The sequence below is a fragment of the uncultured Ruegeria sp. genome (assembly GCF_947489545.1).
Lineage (GTDB): Bacteria > Pseudomonadota > Alphaproteobacteria > Rhodobacterales > Rhodobacteraceae > Ruegeria.
Genome location: NZ_CANLDZ010000001.1, coordinates 184159 through 201256, shown reverse-complemented (window position 1 = coordinate 201256; position 17098 = coordinate 184159). Strand labels below are relative to the sequence as shown.

20 protein-coding genes are annotated in these 17098 nt (G+C 56.9%); 12 read left to right on the top strand and 8 right to left on the bottom strand.

What is annotated here, in order from left to right; all coding sequences use genetic code 11:
* The first annotated feature begins 25 nt into the window (after positions 1 to 25).
* From hisS to hisG, 3 genes are read left to right on the top strand one after another with little or no spacing between them, the layout of a single operon-like run.
* A complete protein-coding gene (hisS, locus tag Q1B13_RS00985; protein ID WP_299077123.1) occupies positions 26 to 1513 on the top strand; it encodes a histidine--tRNA ligase in 1488 nt (495 codons plus the stop codon).
* Between the two features lie 3 nt (positions 1514 to 1516).
* Positions 1517 to 2605: an ATP phosphoribosyltransferase regulatory subunit gene (locus tag Q1B13_RS00980; RefSeq protein WP_299077120.1), complete on the top strand. Its 1089-nt coding sequence runs from the start codon at positions 1517 to 1519 to the stop codon at positions 2603 to 2605.
* Positions 2602 to 3291, top strand: coding sequence for an ATP phosphoribosyltransferase (gene hisG / locus Q1B13_RS00975; RefSeq protein WP_298933693.1), 690 nt, complete (start codon positions 2602 to 2604; stop codon positions 3289 to 3291). The genes Q1B13_RS00980 and hisG overlap by 4 nt, the downstream gene beginning before the upstream one ends.
* A 2-nt stretch (positions 3292 to 3293) precedes the next feature.
* On the opposite strand, the gene Q1B13_RS00970 is transcribed toward hisG, so the two are convergent.
* Positions 3294 to 3725, bottom strand: a complete 432-nt coding sequence (locus Q1B13_RS00970; RefSeq protein WP_298933692.1) for a DUF1489 domain-containing protein — start codon at positions 3723 to 3725, stop codon at positions 3294 to 3296.
* Between the two features lie 129 nt (positions 3726 to 3854).
* Here Q1B13_RS00970 and Q1B13_RS00965 point away from each other — a divergent pair, with 129 nt between their 5' ends.
* Both Q1B13_RS00965 and Q1B13_RS00960 read left to right on the top strand, forming a co-directional pair.
* Complete coding sequence (locus Q1B13_RS00965) at positions 3855 to 6137, top strand: adenosylcobalamin-dependent ribonucleoside-diphosphate reductase (RefSeq protein WP_299077118.1); 2283 nt, start codon at positions 3855 to 3857, stop codon at positions 6135 to 6137.
* Between the two features lie 200 nt (positions 6138 to 6337).
* On the top strand, positions 6338 to 6709 hold the full coding sequence (locus Q1B13_RS00960) for a sigma factor-like helix-turn-helix DNA-binding protein (RefSeq protein ID WP_299077115.1): 372 nt from the start codon (positions 6338 to 6340) through the stop codon (positions 6707 to 6709).
* Positions 6710 to 6872: 163 nt separating this feature from the next.
* On the opposite strand, the gene Q1B13_RS00955 is transcribed toward Q1B13_RS00960, so the two are convergent.
* Positions 6873 to 7481: a DJ-1/PfpI family protein gene (locus Q1B13_RS00955; protein ID WP_299077111.1), complete on the bottom strand. Its 609-nt coding sequence runs from the start codon at positions 7479 to 7481 to the stop codon at positions 6873 to 6875.
* A 63-nt stretch (positions 7482 to 7544) separates the two neighbouring features.
* Here Q1B13_RS00955 and Q1B13_RS00950 point away from each other — a divergent pair, with 63 nt between their 5' ends.
* Positions 7545 to 8561, top strand: coding sequence for a GlxA family transcriptional regulator (locus Q1B13_RS00950; protein WP_299077108.1), 1017 nt, complete (start codon positions 7545 to 7547; stop codon positions 8559 to 8561).
* Between the two features lie 254 nt (positions 8562 to 8815).
* Here the strand turns inward: Q1B13_RS00950 and Q1B13_RS00945 are convergent, their stop codons facing one another.
* The 4 genes from Q1B13_RS00945 to Q1B13_RS00930 all read right to left on the bottom strand — a co-directional run bounded on the left by Q1B13_RS00945 (position 8816) and on the right by Q1B13_RS00930 (position 10578).
* Entirely contained in the window at positions 8816 to 9136 is a 321-nt protein-coding gene (locus Q1B13_RS00945; RefSeq protein WP_366870796.1) for a cytochrome c, read from the bottom strand.
* 217 nt (positions 9137 to 9353) lie between these two features.
* Complete coding sequence (locus tag Q1B13_RS00940) at positions 9354 to 9716, bottom strand: CopD family protein (RefSeq protein WP_299799590.1); 363 nt, start codon at positions 9714 to 9716, stop codon at positions 9354 to 9356.
* 27 nt (positions 9717 to 9743) lie between these two features.
* Positions 9744 to 10025, bottom strand: coding sequence for a hypothetical protein (locus Q1B13_RS00935; RefSeq protein ID WP_299077102.1), 282 nt, complete (start codon positions 10023 to 10025; stop codon positions 9744 to 9746).
* Between the two features lie 163 nt (positions 10026 to 10188).
* A complete protein-coding gene (locus tag Q1B13_RS00930; RefSeq protein WP_299077099.1) occupies positions 10189 to 10578 on the bottom strand; it encodes a MerR family transcriptional regulator in 390 nt (129 codons plus the stop codon).
* Between the two features lie 97 nt (positions 10579 to 10675).
* Between Q1B13_RS00930 and Q1B13_RS00925 the strand changes: the two genes are divergently transcribed.
* Both Q1B13_RS00925 and Q1B13_RS00920 read left to right on the top strand, forming a co-directional pair.
* A complete protein-coding gene (locus Q1B13_RS00925; RefSeq protein WP_299077096.1) occupies positions 10676 to 10999 on the top strand; it encodes a hypothetical protein in 324 nt (107 codons plus the stop codon).
* Positions 11000 to 11003: 4 nt separating this feature from the next.
* The gene (locus tag Q1B13_RS00920; protein WP_299077091.1) at positions 11004 to 11222 is read left to right on the top strand and encodes a GDCCVxC domain-containing (seleno)protein; all 219 of its coding nucleotides are present in this window, start codon (positions 11004 to 11006) and stop codon (positions 11220 to 11222) included.
* Positions 11223 to 11538: 316 nt separating this feature from the next.
* Here Q1B13_RS00920 and Q1B13_RS00915 read toward each other — a convergent pair whose 3' ends face one another.
* Entirely contained in the window at positions 11539 to 12855 is a 1317-nt protein-coding gene (locus Q1B13_RS00915; protein ID WP_299077088.1) for a glutamine synthetase family protein, read from the bottom strand.
* The gene (locus Q1B13_RS00910; RefSeq protein ID WP_298933674.1) at positions 12852 to 13697 is read right to left on the bottom strand and encodes a MurR/RpiR family transcriptional regulator; all 846 of its coding nucleotides are present in this window, start codon (positions 13695 to 13697) and stop codon (positions 12852 to 12854) included. The genes Q1B13_RS00915 and Q1B13_RS00910 overlap by 4 nt, the downstream gene beginning before the upstream one ends.
* Positions 13698 to 13796: 99 nt before the next feature.
* Between Q1B13_RS00910 and Q1B13_RS00905 the strand changes: the two genes are divergently transcribed.
* Genes Q1B13_RS00905 through Q1B13_RS00890 form a run of 4 tightly spaced genes read left to right on the top strand, consistent with a single transcriptional unit; the run spans position 13797 to position 17095 of the window.
* Positions 13797 to 14570 carry an N-formylglutamate amidohydrolase gene (locus Q1B13_RS00905; protein WP_299077085.1) on the top strand — a complete coding sequence of 258 codons (774 nt, stop codon included), beginning with the start codon at positions 13797 to 13799 and terminating at the stop codon, positions 14568 to 14570.
* Positions 14567 to 15208, top strand: coding sequence for an isochorismatase family cysteine hydrolase (locus Q1B13_RS00900; protein ID WP_299077082.1), 642 nt, complete (start codon positions 14567 to 14569; stop codon positions 15206 to 15208). Before Q1B13_RS00905 ends, Q1B13_RS00900 begins: the two co-directional genes overlap by 4 nt.
* Positions 15201 to 15911, top strand: a complete 711-nt coding sequence (locus tag Q1B13_RS00895; RefSeq protein WP_299077079.1) for an ABC transporter ATP-binding protein — start codon at positions 15201 to 15203, stop codon at positions 15909 to 15911. Before Q1B13_RS00900 ends, Q1B13_RS00895 begins: the two co-directional genes overlap by 8 nt.
* A gap of 29 nt (positions 15912 to 15940) precedes the next feature.
* A complete protein-coding gene (locus Q1B13_RS00890; RefSeq protein ID WP_299077076.1) occupies positions 15941 to 17095 on the top strand; it encodes an ABC transporter substrate-binding protein in 1155 nt (384 codons plus the stop codon).
* Positions 17096 to 17098 lie beyond the last annotated feature (3 nt).

Sequence of the window (17098 nt, the reverse complement as noted above, 5' to 3'; positions counted from 1 at the left end):
CGACTAACTCCCAAGGACGCCCCAAATGGCCAAGCCCAAGAAACAGCCCCGCCCCAAGGCCATCACGCCAAAAGGGTTCCGCGACTATTTCGGCCAGGAAGTCACGCAGCGCACCGAGATGCTGCGGGCCATTGCGGACGTCTATCATCGCTACGGATTTGACGCGCTTGAAAGCAGCGCGGTTGAAACGGTTGAGGCGCTGGGCAAGTTTCTGCCCGACGTAGATCGCCCGAACGAGGGTGTGTTTGCGTGGCAGGAAGTTGACGAGAATGACAAGGGCGACTGGATGGCCCTGCGCTATGACCTGACCGCGCCTTTGGCACGCGTTTATGCGCAGCACCGTAACGACCTGCCGACGCCTTATCGTCGCTATGCGATGGGGCCCGTCTGGCGCAACGAAAAACCCGGACCAGGGAGGTATCGTCAGTTTTATCAATGTGATGCGGATACGGTAGGCACGGCCTCAATGGCGGCTGATGCCGAGATCTGTGCCATGTTGTCGGATACGCTGGAAACCGTGGGTATTCCGCGCGGCGACTATTTGGTGCGCGTCAACAACCGCAAGGTTTTGAACGGTGTACTTGAAGCAATGGGGCTGGGCGATGATGTCGCTGCCCGCGACAACGTACTACGCACCATCGACAAATTCGACAAAGTCGGAGAAGCCGGGGTGCGCGAGTTGCTGACCAAGGGTCGTGTGGATGCGTCGGGCGCGTTTATCGACGGTGTCGGCCTCAGCGATGATCAGGCGGAACCTGTGATTGCGTTCCTGACCTCCAAAGCTACGGATACCGCGGGAACACTGGCCAATCTGCAGGCTGCTGTGGGTGATAGTAAGATCGGCGCGGATGGTATTGCCGAGCTCGAACAGATTGGTGCGCTGTTGGCTGCGGGTGACTATGGCGCGGATCGGATTGAGATCGATCCATCGGTCGTCCGTGGCCTCGGCTACTACACCGGGCCTGTGTACGAAGCCGAGCTGACCTTTGAAATCTTCGACGAAAAAGGCCGCAAGCGGCAGTTTGGGTCCGTAGCAGGCGGCGGTCGCTATGATGATCTGGTGAAACGCTTTACCGGACAAGAAGTCCCGGCAACTGGTATTTCTATCGGAGTTGATCGGCTACTGGCCGCCCTGCGCGAAAAGGGTCGTATCAGTGCCCAAGCCACTGGACCTGTTGTCGTGACCGTCATGGATCGTGACCGTATGGCAGACTATCAGGCAATGGTGGCTGAACTGCGCAATGCTGGCATTCGCGCCGAGGTCTATCTGGGAAACCCCAAGAACTTTCGCAATCAGCTGAAATATGCAGACAAGCGCAATTCTCCGATCGCCGTGATCGAAGGTGGTGACGAAAAAGCGAGTGGCATCGTGCAGATCAAGGATTTGATCCTGGGTGCAAAGATTGCCGAAAGCGCCACGCTGGAGGAATGGAAAGAACGCCCCAGCCAGTTCGAAGTGCCGCGCGGCGATTTGGTCGCCAAAGTGCGCGAAATTTTGGACAGTCAGGACTGAACTATGCCCAACCGTTCTCAGATACAGGCCCGTTCTGCGGCGATGCGCCTGCGGTTTGAGGCCGCCGGGGCGCGGGTCGTGGACCCGCCCTTGCTGCAACCGGCTGAGACGTTGCTGGACCTTTATGGTGAGGACATCCGCGCGCGCGCCTATGTCACCTCCGACGCTCTGCGGGGCGAACAGATGCTGCGCCCCGATTTTACTCTGCCCGTTGTTCAGATGCATATGAACGAAGGCGCAGAACCCGCGCGATATACCTATTCAGGTGAGGTCTTTCGGCGACAGGAACATGATCCCGACCGGGCGAACGAATACATTCAGGTGGGCTACGAAGTCTTTGATCGCGACGATCCCGCTGGGGCCGATGCAGAAGTATTTTCGCTTTTTGCCATGCAGTTGCGCGGACTACCTTTGCGCGCCGCCACAGGGGATATCGGCATACTAACGGCTGCGGTGCAAGGATTGCGCACAACGGATCGGCGCAAGGCCGCGTTGATGCGGCATCTTTGGCGCCCCCGCCGGTTTCGCACTCTGCTGGATCGGTTCGCAGGGCGGAAACCTGAGCCGGAACACAGAGCCGGTCTTTTGGATGCGAAGGATCCGATGGCATATGAGATGCCGATGGTCGGCAAGCGGCGCCCCTCGGAAATTGAAGCGCGGATCGAAGCGCTGCGCGAGGATCGTGAGACCCCACCCATTTCTGACACCGAGCTTGCGGGTCTCGAGTCCTTGCTGGCCGTGCGTGAAACCATGCCGTTTGCGTTGGAACAATTGCGTGATGTAGCAGTGGATCTACCGCAGATCACGCCAGCTCTGGACCGGTTAGAGCGTCGAATTGCAGCGCTTCAGGCGCGGGGTGTTGATGTCGAAAAGCTGGATTTCGAAGCGGCTTATGGCCGGACCTCCATGGAGTATTACGACGGGTTTGTCTTTGGGTTTTATGCCGAAGGTCGTCCCGACCTGCCTCCGATTGCAACGGGCGGGCGGTATGACGCCTTGACGCGCCAACTGGGCAAAGGGGCAGAAATCCCAGCCGTCGGTGGCGTGCTCCGACCGGATCTGATGCTTGAGATCGAGGGGGTCGCCTCATGAGCTTGAAACTTGGCGTGCCATCCAAGGGTCGTTTGATGGAAAAGACCTTCTCGTGGTTTGAAAAGCGTGGCATCACCTTGTCGCGCAGTGAATCCGAGCGGGAATATGCGGGCAAAGTCGATGGTATCGACGGAGTTTCTCTGGTTCTGATGTCTGCAGGTGAAATTCCGCGCGACTTGGCTTCCGGGCGCATCCACCTTGGGGTTACGGGCACAGATCTTGTGCAGGAAAAGCTGCCGCGTTGGGAACAGCAGGTCGAAGAGGTTTCTCCTTTGGGCTTTGGTCAGGCTGATCTGATTATCGCGACGCCTGCATGTTGGGTTGATGTGGATACACTGGATGATCTGGACGCTGTCGCAGCGGCGTTTCGCAAAACTCACGGACACCGATTGAGGATTGCGACAAAGTACCATCGCCTGGTTCGGGAATTTCTGTCTGACGCCGGAGTGTCCGATTTCACCCTTGTCGACAGTCAGGGCGCGACCGAAGGCACGGTAATGAACGAAACAGCTGAGGCGATTGCGGATATCACCTCGACCGGGGAAACCTTGCGGGCCAACCACCTGAAAATCCTGTCTGACGGGCTGATCCTAAAATCACAAGCAACGTTGTGGCGTAGTCGGATATCCAAATACAACGCCGCAGAAAAACAAGTTCTGACAGACCTGCTGGATCGGCTTGGCTGAGGCTACAGCACGCCGATTTCAGCCAGCGCACGATTAAGGTCATCGGGCAAGGCATCGTCCTGAGATCGACCCTTGGGCAGATCCGGGGGGGTGTCTTCGGGTTTCAGATAGCGCCAGCCTTGAAACGGCCGTTTTTGTGCGTTCTGGGTGCGATGCACTTCGGGCTCCAATACAATGGCGCAGCGGCGGATACCGTCTTCGCCTATGACCTCATCCAGCCTCAGAATGCGCTGGCGGCATTGAACCACGCCTTTAATCACCCAATAGATTGATCCACCGCTCAGAATCTCGGTCTGTCGCTTGGGCCACATGCGTGTGACATGACGCGGCAATCCGTCCTCATAAAGCGGTTTACGGCTGTCTTGCCATTCGATCAGTGTGTCGACGCTTTCCGACCCAACTGAGAGTTTTATGAGGTTTACGTACTTATCCACAGCTTTCCCACAGAGTCGTCCCGAGACCCGTCTTCATATTGTAGCTCATGATCTGTCGTCATCAAGGTGTTGTGGTAAGCGTGCCAAATGAGCTACTCTGGATACCTCTTTCTAGACAGGGAATCACCAATGAGCCGCTTTGCCGCCCCCATCGCCGAGCAGATCTGGGACATGAAATACCGCTTCAAGCAAGCGGATGGCACGCCTATCGACCAGACGGTTGAAGACAGTTGGCGACGTATTGCGCGCGATCTGGCCCGGGTGGAACAAAACCCTGCGCATTGGGAAGGAAAGTTCTACGCGGCATTGGAAGATTTCAAATACCTGCCCGCCGGGCGCATCACTGCGGGCGCGGGTACCGCGCGGCAGGTAACGCTGTTCAACTGTTTTGTCATGGGCACGGTCCCAGACAGCATGGGCGGTATCTTCGACATGTTGAAAGAGGCCGCTTTGACCATGCAGCAGGGTGGGGGGATCGGATACGACTTCTCGACCATTCGCCCGCGTGGCGCTGACGTGCATGGGGTGGCCGCCGATGCGTCGGGTCCGTTGAGCTTTATGGACGTGTGGGACGCGATGTGCCGCACCATAATGTCCGCCGGGTCGCGCCGCGGTGCGATGATGGCGACGATGCGGTGCGATCATCCGGATATCGAGCATTTCATAACCGCTAAATCCGACCCGGCCCGCCTGCGCATGTTTAACATGTCGGTGCTGGTGACCGATGCGTTTATGGAAGCGGTCAAAGCCGATGGCCCTTGGGAACTGGTGTTTGGTGACAAGGTCTATCACACCGTCCAAGCCCGTGACCTTTGGAACAAGATCATGCAGGCGACTCATGACTATGCCGAGCCGGGCGTGATATTCATCGACCGCATCAATGCAGCCAACAACCTAAGCTATGTCGAAACCATTTCAGCGACGAACCCCTGTGGTGAGCAGCCATTGCCGCCTTACGGCGCTTGTCTGCTGGGGTCGATCAATATGGCACGTCTGGTTGCAGAGCCGTTTGAGCGCAGTGCGCATTTGGACGAGACCGCGATGCAGGACCTTGTCGCCACTGCCGTCAGGATGATGGACAACGTGGTGGATGCGTCGAAGTTTCCACTGCCTGAGCAAGCGGCTGAAGCTCAGGCCAAACGGCGCATCGGGCTCGGCGTGACCGGTCTGGCGGATGCGCTGTTGATGCTGGGACTGCGCTATGGGTCCGACGAAGCGGCGCGTCAGACCGAGCGCTGGTTGCACGCGATTGCGCGCGCCGCGTATCTGGCGTCGGTCGATTTGGCACGCGAAAAGGGGGCCTTCCCCCTGTTCGACGCCGAGAACTATCTCGCCAGCGGTACCATGCAGCAGATGGATGACGACGTGCGCGACGCGATCCGCGAACATGGCATTCGCAATGCTCTGCTGACTTCGATTGCGCCGACAGGGACCATTTCGTTGTACGCCGGGAACGTATCTTCCGGAATCGAACCTGTCTTTGCCTATGCCTACACGCGCAAGGTGCTGCAAAAGGACGGCTCGCGCACCGAAGAGGAAGTGGTCGACTATGCCGTGCAGATGTGGCGCGATAAGTTTGGTGAAGCGGAACTGCCAGACTACTTTGTGAATGCACAGACCTTGTCGCCGACGGATCACGTCAAAATGCAGGCGGCGGCGCAAAAATGGATAGACAGCTCGATCTCTAAGACGATCAATTGTCCCGAAGACATCAGTTTCGATGCGTTCAAAGACGTCTACATGCAGGCGTGGGATCAGGGCTGCAAAGGCTGCACCACCTATCGCCCGAATGACGTGACCGGATCGGTTCTGACCGTATCAGAGAGCGAAGACAAGGTGCCGGGCGAAAGTGCTGACGCGCCCCACCAGGTTGATGGCGGCGAAGTCGTTTATATGTCCGAACCGCTGGATCGCCCTCAATCACTGGAGGGGTCGACCTACAAGTTGAAATGGCCGGATAGTGAGCATGCGATCTATCTGACTATCAACGATATCGTCATCGGTGGGCGCCGACGCCCGTTTGAAGTGTTCATCAACTCGAAGAACATGGAGCACTATGCCTGGACGCTTGCGCTGACCCGTATGATTTCTGCTGTGTTCCGTCGTGGCGGGGATGTTTCTTTTGTTGTTGAAGAACTGAAGGCTGTTTTCGATCCGCGCGGTGGGGCTTGGGTCAAAGGCAAGTACGTCCCCTCGATTTTGGCCGCGATTGGCGGGGTGATCGAACAGCACATGGTCAATATTGGCTTTCTTGAGGGCGAAGGCATGGGTCTCAAGTCTGACCCAAAGGCGCAAGTGGTGAACATGGATGCGCCACGCGGCAAAGCATGCCCATCGTGTGGTCAATTTGACATGGTTATGATTGAGGGCTGCATGACCTGCCGCAGTTGCGGGCACTCGAAATGTAGTTAGCCATTTGTTAATGTAACTTTTGTGTGGCGTTTCATGCGACATGACCTAAACGTTTCAATAGGTCATTTGACGGGTGATGCGAATGAGTGGTCTCGGGTATCATCTGAGGCCGTTCACAAGCTGCGCCATATTTTCCTAGTGATTGAAACTGCGGTCTGCACGAGCGCAGACAAGCGCGTATTGTTGAAGAGTACGACACCGTGAACGAAACCAGCGCACCCAATGTGACTATGTTCCCCGGACAAGACTCTGAACTGCCCGACACAGCGCTTGGGCGCGCCCAATTGAGAGACTTGCTTGAAACTGCCGTTTCCGATCTGCCACCCCATCTGCGACCGCCGTTTCTGCTGTGCGAAGTAGAAGAAATGAGTATTCTCGCCATCGCAAGTCAGCTTCAGATCAACCCGATAACGGTAAGAACACGCATTTTTCACCCCCGCCGCAGGTTGCAAACTACAATTGAAAACCGGGTCCGGGGTGGCTTCGAAGCAATCTTCCCATTTAGCGGCACACGATGCGCCAACATGACCAGTCTCGTAATAGCGCGATTGCAAGCAGTCGGCGCTCTTTGACGCAGCTCTCTCGGCCCGTTGCTGCCGTAGACTGACGCCTGTCAATACTGCGGTTGCAGCCCGCATTTCGGACACTCGCCGCGCACTCGTCGGGTCCCAAATTCGTCTTTGTTTTCAATTTCGATCCACGTTTCATCGACTGGAGCCGAGTGCGCTTAAGCCATCACACCAACCCGACGAGTTTTGCAAACGGGTCCTCATGTGGATTTTGGTGCCATGAATACTCCGTCCCGACTGCAGTCGCCTCGGCCTTTTCGTCCCCATAGAGGTCCGCGAGGACAGCTAGAGCCATATCCATTCCTGCTGAGACACCAGAGGACGTAAAGAACTTCCCGTCTTCCACCCATCGCGCCTCTTTAACCCAATCAACCTTGGGCGCGTGATGGATGGTAGCGGTGAAGTCTTGCTTGTTGGTCGTTGCGCGTCTTTCATTGATGAGGCCGGTCATTCCCAAGACGATTGTGCCTGTGCAAACGGCCATCACACGTTCCGCGGACTCGGAGACATCCCTAATCCACTGAAGCATCTCCGCATTGGTACACTCTTCCAACGCGGCATCCCCACCGGGGATTAAGAGCAAGTCGTAGGTGGAACGTTCAGCTATTGTTGTGTCGGGCACGATCCTCTGACCGTGACGGCTGGTCACCGGGGCGTTCGTTTGTGCGACAGTTATGATCCGGATCTCGTATTTGGGGTCTCCAAGCATCTCCATTGGTCCAAAGAAATCCAGTGTTTGGAAGCCGGGGAAAACCAGCGCGGCGAGCGTTTTCATGGTGTGTCTCCATTACCTGTCGCTCACTGGATACATGATGCGGCCTGTGGCATGAATGACAACATGCCCCCTTTTCATGCCAACTCACCCAATCCCGCACCCGACAAACCGAACGTCGTGTTCGTTGTTTACCCAGGCATCGTCTTGCTCGACTTGGTTGGACCTTTGCATGTCTTCAGTCGAGCGTGCGAGGGTGACACCGGTGATCTTGCCTATAATACCCACGTCGCGTCCATAGCAGGAGGCCCGGTCCCGACCAACACAATCGTTCAGATTGACACCGTGCCGCTCGCCGGGCTTCGGGATGGTGCCAAAGTTGCGAAGATCGACACTTTGGTAGTTGTGGGTGGCGACGGGGCGCGGGTAGCCGAGACCGACACTCGGTTGGTTCGCGAAATCGGAGAATTGTCGACAAGCGTCAGACGCACTTGCTCGATCTGCTGTGGCGCATTCGTTCTCGCTCAGGCGAGATTGCTCGATGGACGCAGAGCCGTGACGCATTGGGAGGATTGCAGCCAACTCGCAGACCGGTTTCCCAACGTGCAAGTCGAAGAAGACCCGATCTTCATCAAGGATGGTTCGATCTGGACTTCCGCTGGCATTACCGCTGGCATTGACATGGCCCTAGCGCTTGTCCGCGAAGACCTGGGTGCTGCGCCCGCCTTTCACTTGGCCAGATCTCTGGTGACGCCCATGATCCGGTCGGCCGGACAATCACAGTTCAGCTCCGATCTTGCCCGTCAAACGCGCGATGCAGAAGGCGAGTTTGCTCCGCTACATGATTGGCTACGGGGCAATCTGGCCCACTCCATCAGTGTCAGCGATATGGCCGAAAGATGCTCGATGAGTTCTCGCAGCTTTTCGCGTCGCTATGCAGCGAGCGTGGGTTTGACCCCGGCCAATTCGCTAGAGAAGATGAGGGTGGACGCCGCGCGAAACCTTCTGATTGAAACAACACTTAGTTTTAAAATCATCGCGAAGGCCTGCGGCTTTCGTGATCAGGAGAAGATGCGCAGAGCATTCCATAGACACCTTCGCACGTCACCGTCGAGCTATCAGTCGATGTTTCGAGAGGGCTGACACAAGTGACTAGCTTAGTTCGAGCCACTTAAGCTTGGCGCCGACCCTAGCCAGCGTGGCGGTACTTCACTTCCAACAGTAGCGGCGGACGGCCCATGAGAGACATCATGCAGACGGCTGGCATTCTGCATTTGCAGCCCGTATTGCGGTCATTCGTCGCATTTGCAAAATTCGGGTTCAGCCGAAGTTACACATCGCACAAACATGCGGACTTTTGTCAGTCAATCTCCTATGCCGACTTCGAAAACACTGCGTCACTGGTGCGGTGGATCGCGGCCCGCTTGATTTTCCGGAACTCGCTCAAGCCAAATGGACCTTATGTAGACGAGAATGACCCAAATATCGTCATTGGTGAGGGTATCACCAAATCCGGGCATGCCACTTGCAAAGCCGTTGACGCCGCGCGCGTCCAGCGCCGCCGCGCCACCCAGCTGGGTGTATTCGAATAGAAGCCGGTTGTCGTGGTGCCATGTATGGCCGGTCTCGTCATGCGGCGGCGCAGGCAGAATGCCGTTGTCATCGGGCGTCTGCCAATCCGGCTGCCCTCCTTCGAGATTGACGCCATGGCAAGACACTCATTGTTCGGCGTGTGGGGCCTGCCGATTGGCCGAGTCCCGGTCGTGCAATTCGTGACCAGCACTTGCGCCTGTTGCGAAGCTGAAAGATATGATGATCAAAAAATCCCGCCCGTTCATGGGATACCTCAATTCGGTAGAGTCAAAACGCTAGTGAGCGTCGCGGTTGCTGCAAGCACTACCAGAATGACCGCAGATTCGATTTCAATGGAGCGTGCTAAGTGGCGCGCAGCTTTCTCGTCCCGGCCTGCATAGCAGGAACGAAGCGGAGTTTGTTTGCAGCCGCCAACGTCAGGACCGCGCCGGCAAGTGCAAGCTTGATCAGCAGAGTTTGTCCGTAGCCAGTGGTCGTCAAAGCGCATAGATATCCCAGCAACATCCAAGCTATCAGCAGCTCCGCCACAATCAATGCAGGGACAATAACTGAAGCTGCCTGCCCAAACCGATGCCCCAACACAGCCGCGTTGCTCCGATATTCAGGTCGTTGCGACAGGGCACACAACAGTCCAAGGGCGCCGATCCAAAACGCAATGCCCGGAATGTGCAGCAGCAATAGCAAACGGACGCTCCGTAATTTCAATTCAGGAACATGTCCGATCTGAACAAATCAAAACAAAGCGATCAATCCACCGACAAGTGCGATCCGTTGGCCGACTAAGGACATGAATGCTCCGACGATTATCAGAACCGTGTTGGCAACCCGATAGACCAGAACGTTGCCAACCGGGGTCTGCCACAACAGACCCAGCATTTCTGGATCGGTCAAACCATCGGCGCCGCCGCGTACGGGCCTGAACGCCACCCGTTCCAACGCCAGCGACATCAGGATCGCCGCAGCAATCGCGCCGCCGATGACGATGAAAGAGTTGCTCAGCGCCAGCGAACTCATTGGATAACGTACGCACAACACTCCCAAGCCCCTTAATAAGGATCAGAAACACCGTTAGCACTGTGGGTTTTTTGGTCGAATGTACTTCACGAGGCGAACCCAGCCCGGGTTCAAACCCAATACAGCGCGCGTACCAGAGGGCCGCGCAACGCCCAAATTTCCACTACATGGAGCGGAGTTGAGAGAGCATTGGGCAGGAAACATTCCCACTGTCGCAATTGGCTGTAAGTTCAGTCAATGCCGCTTCCAGACGCTTAAGCTCCTTTATCTTTTTGCGCACATTTAAGATGTGGTGCCCCGCCAAGCCCTTAGCGGATTGGCAATCCTCGCTGTCGCCTTCGGATAGTTCGAGGAGCGTCTTCGCATCGGCCAACGGAAAGCCTAGTTCACGGCACTTTTTTAGGAAGCGAAGCCTTCCAATATCCTGCGTGGAGTACATGCGTCTATTATTTGATGCCCGTTCTGGCTTGGGTACGATCTCTTCGCGTTCGTAGTAGCGGATCGTTTCAATGCCAACTCCGCTTTGCCGAGATGCTTCCCCAATCGCAAACATGTGAGATTTCCTACCTTGATCCTGTAGTGACTACAGAAGTTATATAAGACCGGATCGCTTAGACAACTCCTCACAAAAAGGGCCGTAAGAAACGGAAATGCAGAAGTACCTTAGCCTCAGTTACATAGGATCGCTGTCAGCACTTGGGGTCGCGACGTGCTGCATATTGCCCATGACGATGATGCTGATGGGAATAGGCGGCAGTTGGATGGCAGTCTTTGGGGAGATAGCAGCGGCAAGCTTCTATGTATTGGCGATTTCAACCGTGCTCGTCATGGTATCTTGGCTGATGTCTTATCAGCGCGGTTCACTGCCAAAGTTGAAGTGGTGGCTTTTGGGCACGACCGCGATGACCGGATTGGCTTGGGTTGTCGTTTTCTATGAGGCTCGGATCAACGATTTCCTAATAATGCAGATGTGAGACAATGACGGACCAAACTGTGGTGCTTGAAAGCACACTGACGTGCCCAGCGTGTGGGCACAGCGAAGCGGAAGAAATGCCTACGGATGCTTGCCAGTGGTTCTACGAGTGCAGGTCATGCAAGACAGTTTTGAAACCCATGGAAGGCGACTGTTGTGTCTACTGCTCTTACGCCACCGTTCCTTGCCCACCAATTCAGTTGGGCGATGGTTGCTGCGGATAGTGTGAAGGGGTTCCATGTTTTTTCACGCTGCGTGAACTTGTTACCCGAGAATTTCGACAAAATGTCCAACTGTAGCCCCGGACTATGACTGTGAGAAACCCGTCATTCAGGTTTGCGCAGTATCAAGTGGTTTGGGCATCAAACAGATCTCGTGTGCGCCGCAGCAGTAGTCGCTACTGCTGCCTGCATAGCGCCCTACAACGGCCCTGAGCCGCCATTTAGCCGGCACCATTCTTGCGTCCGCTTCACGCTCCCAAGTCGGTCGTTCGCTAAGCAACTGAATGATACCAGTCGAAAATACCCAGGTAGCTTGCCCTTAATACGTGTCTTCATACAAACGGCAGCGAGCATCCGTGTCCAATTCTGCAGTTTTTTTAATCTCCGACTGTTTATGTGCGCGATAGACCTGCGCAAAGCCGTCCGGGAACAAGCCTGTCACCACCGGGTTGCTCACGAACCGGTCCAGCGCCTCTTCCAATGTTTGCGGGAGTCTCACGATGTCCCTTTTGGCCAACTCAGAGGCATCCAACAACGACAAATCATCTTCGGTCGGGGTCGGGGCGGCCAGACCCTCTTCGATTCCTTGCGCTCCCGCGAAAACGACGGCCGCGAGCGCAAGATGGGGCGAGGCCGCCGCGTCTGCCGCGCGGTATTCGATGTTGAATTGCCGAGCGATTGAGGTCGGATCCTTGGCGGTCACGGGACAAATCCGTAAAGAGGCCTCACGGTCACGGAAACCGAGGTTGTTGAACGCCGCCGACCACCGGTGCGGTGTTAGACGTTCATAAGAAATCACCGACGGTGCGGTAAGCGCCAGTATAGCGTCCAGATATTTGAGAACCCCCGCAGCGAAGGAGGCGGTCAGCGCGGACATGCTGCAAGACCCGTTTGCGTCATAGGTCAATGGTGTGCCCTCGTCGTCCACGAAACTCATGTGGATATGAACTCCGTTGCCGACGCTCGCGACATCGCGGATGGGGGTATAGGTGGCCTGTTCGCCATAGGCGCGTGCGGTGGCGTAGGTCAATTCGCGCACCATGATGGCAGCGTCGGCGGCCCGCACACCTTGTTCCGGACCGATGACCACTTCGTACTGGTTGGGGCCGTATTCCTTCATGATGGAATCCGGCTTCAAACCGATCTGAGCAATAACGTCGACCAAGGTCTCACAAAAGTCGCGTTGCTGGCTAAAACCGCCGTGACCATAGGCCTGGCCCACCGGTTGTGGCGCACCTTTAAGTTGGAACTCGTGTTCGAACGCGGCCACCAGATGCGCGCCTGCAACCGAGTGCAGCCGGTTTAGCGCCGCGCTGAGCAAACCGCGCGTGCAAAAGTCCCAAGGCTCACCTTCTAGCGTGACGATGTTCCCCATGATGAAATGAAGGCCCAAATCTTCGCCAAATTCAGCCTTCGCCTCAGCCCGCGCATCAGGGATCAGCAGCAGATCTCCCAAGGCGCCAAAGGGGCTTTCGGCGATCTCATCAAAGCAATTGATTTGCACGTTGGTCGGCGTCCATCCAACGCCGCGTTGCAAACGTTTATTGAGCTGCTCGGCTGGAAATGCCTTACCCCGCAGTTTACCGGCAAGGTCGGATGTGGCGACAAAAATCAGTGGCGTTTTAGGTATCGTCATGTCGGATCCTGGTTGTGGGATCGCAGGGCATCCCAGGCTTCGATACGGGATTTCGTCTGGTCCCAATTGTCTTCGGCAATACGGGTTACCAGCGCTTCGGTTACGGCCAATGCCGCTGTGTAAGTGTCCCAGAGTGTGCCGCTTTCGATGGGCACTGGCAAGATTTCTGCGGCATGGCGTGATATGGGCGAAAGCCATTTGTCTGTCATCAACACGACACGCACCCCGCGGTCCTGCGCTGCGGAGGCTGCCAGCTGAGCCAGCGCCGGTTGGTAGCGACGAAAATCAATCAAAAACAAGATATCCGCGGGCTTCATCCGCAGCAGGTATTCAGGCCAGACCTCATGGTTTGCAGGCAGATGATACACGCCTCTGCGGGTTTGACGCAGGTGAAAAGACAGGTGCTGCGCGATGGTGTCGCTGATCCGCCCACCAAGCGTGTAGACATCGCTTTTGGGCTGGCTCAGCAGGGTGCAGATGCGCTGAAACTGCGCCTCGGTGATGCCTTCTGCGGACAACGCCATCTGGGACGAGGCGCGCGCTATGAAATCCCGCAGAAACCCGCCATCGACGCTGCGCCCCTCACCGTGCAGATCGGTAGGCGAGCGTTCCCCTTCTTTCAGTTCGGACAGCAAGGCGCGCTGGAACTGCTGATAGCCGCTCAATCCTATCTTGATCACAAACCGCGATATGGATGGGGCCGAAACCTCGGCCCGGCGGGCCAATTCCTGGATCGATACCAGACCCGCATAGGGATAATCGCTCAGCAAGGCAGCGGCCAACTTGCGTTCACTCGCAGTCATGCTTTCAGCCTTCGCCTCAATTCTTTGCCTAATAAGCACACAGACACCTCCTGATCAAAACGGATCGCATGGAAAGAAAATTTCAGTCAATACATTTTTAATTGACTCTGAAAAAACTTGTTCTCTAACGTGGGGCGCATGACCACAACACTCGCATTCGAGAACCTGCTGACCACGGGGGACCCTGCCCCGGTGGAATGGGTTAATCGCGACAGCGCCGCGCCGGTCGTGTTGTTGTGCGAGCATGCCGGGCAGGCGATCCCGCAAAAGCTGGGCAATCTGGGTGTATCGAAAGAGGTGCGGGCCAGTCACCGCGGCTGGGACATTGGCGCCGAGACCGTGGCGCGGCAACTGGCCGACCGGTTGCAGGCCCCACTGATTTTGCAGCGTTATTCCCGGCTTGTTATTGACTGCAACCGGCCCTTAGCTGCCCCAGATTCTATTCCGCCGCACAGCTTCGGAGAACAGATTCCGGCAAATCTGAACCTGACCGACCCCGAACGGATCGCACGCCAGAGAGAGATTGTGGCGCCGCTAAATGCCGCCATCGAAAACATGCTCGACCGAATTCCGCGGACGTTGGCCGTGTCGATCCATTCCTTCACCCCGCGTGTTGCAGATGAGTCCCGACCTTGGCACGCAGGATTCTTGACACGTGCGGACCAGGCAACGGGGCAGGCCGTCATCGACCATATCTTGACCAGCCGCCCGGATCTGCTCCTGGCACTGAACCAGCCCTACCAGATCGACAGCGACAGCGACTGGTTCATCCCGCATTTCGTCGAACCGCGCGGCCTGTCGCATTCTCTGGTCGAAATCCGCAACGACCTGATCCGCGATGAAACAGGCGCGGCAGACTGGGCGCAACTTCTGGCGGATGCCTTCACCCGGATATTGGAGACCAAGCCATGACCCTGACTCGCAACGTTGCTCTGATCCCGTCGCAATCCGCGCTTGTGTTTATCGATGTGCAGAATTTCTCGGCCCATCGGAGCGGAGCAGAGTTCAAGGACCTGCCAACGGCCGAGTTTCAGCAGAAATATGGCTGGTACTTCGATCAGTTGGACTCCCGTGTGATCCCCAACATGCAAGCCATTCAGGCCGCCTGCCGCACCGCCGGGGTCGAAGTCATGTATACCAATATCGAAAGCCTGACACTGGACGGGCGCGACCGGTCGCTGGACTACAAAATCACAGGCTTTCTTGTTCCCAAAGGCAGTTGGGACGGAAAAGTGATCGATCAGATTGCGCCCGTGGGGGATGAGATTGTACTGCCCAAATCGTCATCCTCGGTCTTTGTGTCCACGCATATCGACTACATCCTGCGCAATCTGGGCGTCCGGCAGGTGGTTCTGGCCGGGTTGATCACCGATCAATGCGTCGAAAGCGCGATCCGGGATGCCTGCGATCTGGGCTATCTGGTGACGCAGGTCACCGATGCGTGCCTGACTTACACTCCGGAGCGCCACGAAAACTCCCTGCGCGCGATCAACGGCTATTGCCGGCAGGTTACCGCAGCCGAGCTGGTCGAGGAGCTGTCGCGTGCTTGACCTGAACGACATCACCAAGACCTTTGGCGGGGTTCACGCGGTCCAGGATGTGACCATGTCCGTCAGCTCGGGCGAGGTGCGGGGCCTGATCGGCCCAAACGGGGCGGGCAAGACGACACTGGTGAACCTGATTTCGGGTTTGCTGGCCCATTCGGCGGGAAGCCTGTCGTTGGATGGCGAACCCCTGGACCGCCTGCGCGCGCATCAACGCGCCGCGCTGGGAGTGGCGCGTACCTTTCAAAACCTTCGGGTCTTTCCCAGCCTCAGCGTGGCCCAGAATATCGACGTGGCCCGCTATTCCGGGCGGGGTTCTGCGATGGTGGAGGCTGCAATCCCGGAGTTTGGCCTGTCGGATAAACTGAACAAAAGCGCAGGCTCGCTGGCCTACGGGCAGCTGCGGCGTCTTGAGATCGTGCGTGCGCTGGCCCTGAATCCGCGCGTCTTGATGCTGGATGAACCCGCCGCCGGAATGAACGAACAGGAAACTGACGCTCTGGGCCGGTCACTGAGCTGGGTTCGGTCGCATTCGGACTGCGCGATCCTGGTCATCGACCACGATCTGAAATTCATCATGTCGCTGTGCGACAGGATCACCGTTTTGAACATGGGCACCGTCATCGCCGAAGGCGCGCCCGAAGACATAACCAAGAACCAAGAGGTTATTGACGCTTATCTTGGCGAAACCGATGAACGGGCCGCGTGACGCAGGCGGCTTTCAACAGGAGAGAGAGTATGAAGAAGCTGACCCTTACCACTCTGACCGCCATGAGCCTGGCGCTTCCGGCTGTTGCAGAAGACACGATCAAAATCGGGCTGGGTGTGCCGATGACCGGCGATCTGGCGATTTATTCCGAATATCTGGGCGCGCGCTGTATGGCCGACATGATAAACGCCGAAGGCGGTGCAGGCGGCAAGAAGATCGAAGTGCTGGTGCAGGATTCTGCGGGCGATACGCAAGCGGCAATCTCGCTGGCGCAGAAGTTTCTGGACGAAGGAGTCGTGATGCTGGGCACCACACCGTTCTCGGATACGATGATCCCGGTAGCGCAGATCGCCCAGCCTTACGGCGTGTCGATCTTTCAGCCGCAGTCCACGCAGGTCGAGATGCACGCGGGTATCGTCGACAACTTCTTTACCGGCGTATCACCCGATCCGTTCACCGCAACGGCTGCCGCAAACTATGCGCTGAGCCAGGGCGTCAAGAACGTGGTCTTGCTGACTTCGGACGAAGGCGGTTCGTGGTCCGCGCGCACCCCCTTGTGGTTCGGCGATGTGATCGAAGAAGGCGGTGGCAAAGTGCTTGCCAAGATGAATTTCAGCTTCGGAACATCTGACTGGTCTCCGCAGATCGCGGATATGAAAGCGCTGGGAGAAGGAATTGACGCGGTCTATATCTCTTCGATCATGCCGGATATCGGTGTTCTGGTGCGTCAGCTGCGCAGCGCAGGTATTGATGCCTGGGTCGTGGGGTCGGATGGGTTTGATGACCCATCATTGGATGCTGTGGCCGCGGATGATCCATCGATCCTGGACAAGGTGTTTTTCGCAACGCTGGCCCCCAGCCACGACGAAAGCGCGGTGGTAAAGTTTATGTCTGATTGCAAGGAAATCGGCCACGATATGCCCGGCCTGTTCCCCGCAACCGGCGCTGACACGGTGAAGGCCGTTGCCTGGGCGGTCGAAACCTCAGGCAGCTCGGACCCGGCGGTCATTGCAGAAACGATCCGCAATGCCGAGTCCATCCCGGTCATGACGGTCGATAGTATTTCGTTCAAGGATACCAAGACCTATGCCCAACGCACGATCCCGGTGATTGGCTTCAAGGATGGCAAGCGGGTTCTGATCTCGAACGAGATCCCGGAAAACACGCCGCAGGATTGGAACTGAGCA

Coding starts and splice junctions, on each gene's coding strand:
- Q1B13_RS00930 (WP_299077099.1), bottom strand. CDS start 10,578: ATGTTTGCGATTGGGGAAGCATCTCGGCAAAGCGGAGTTGGCATTGAA.
- hisS (WP_299077123.1), top strand. CDS start 26: ATGGCCAAGCCCAAGAAACAGCCCCGCCCCAAGGCCATCACGCCAAAA.
- Q1B13_RS00915 (WP_299077088.1), bottom strand. CDS start 12,855: ATGACGATACCTAAAACGCCACTGATTTTTGTCGCCACATCCGACCTT.
- Q1B13_RS00920 (WP_299077091.1), top strand. CDS start 11,004: ATGACGGACCAAACTGTGGTGCTTGAAAGCACACTGACGTGCCCAGCG.
- hisG (WP_298933693.1), top strand. CDS start 2,602: ATGAGCTTGAAACTTGGCGTGCCATCCAAGGGTCGTTTGATGGAAAAG.
- Q1B13_RS00965 (WP_299077118.1), top strand. CDS start 3,855: ATGAGCCGCTTTGCCGCCCCCATCGCCGAGCAGATCTGGGACATGAAA.
- Q1B13_RS00890 (WP_299077076.1), top strand. CDS start 15,941: ATGAAGAAGCTGACCCTTACCACTCTGACCGCCATGAGCCTGGCGCTT.
- Q1B13_RS00955 (WP_299077111.1), bottom strand. CDS start 7,481: ATGAAAACGCTCGCCGCGCTGGTTTTCCCCGGCTTCCAAACACTGGAT.
- Q1B13_RS00925 (WP_299077096.1), top strand. CDS start 10,676: ATGCAGAAGTACCTTAGCCTCAGTTACATAGGATCGCTGTCAGCACTT.
- Q1B13_RS00900 (WP_299077082.1), top strand. CDS start 14,567: ATGACCCTGACTCGCAACGTTGCTCTGATCCCGTCGCAATCCGCGCTT.
- Q1B13_RS00980 (WP_299077120.1), top strand. CDS start 1,517: ATGCCCAACCGTTCTCAGATACAGGCCCGTTCTGCGGCGATGCGCCTG.
- Q1B13_RS00950 (WP_299077108.1), top strand. CDS start 7,545: ATGCCCCCTTTTCATGCCAACTCACCCAATCCCGCACCCGACAAACCG.
- Q1B13_RS00905 (WP_299077085.1), top strand. CDS start 13,797: ATGACCACAACACTCGCATTCGAGAACCTGCTGACCACGGGGGACCCT.
- Q1B13_RS00935 (WP_299077102.1), bottom strand. CDS start 10,025: ATGAGTTCGCTGGCGCTGAGCAACTCTTTCATCGTCATCGGCGGCGCG.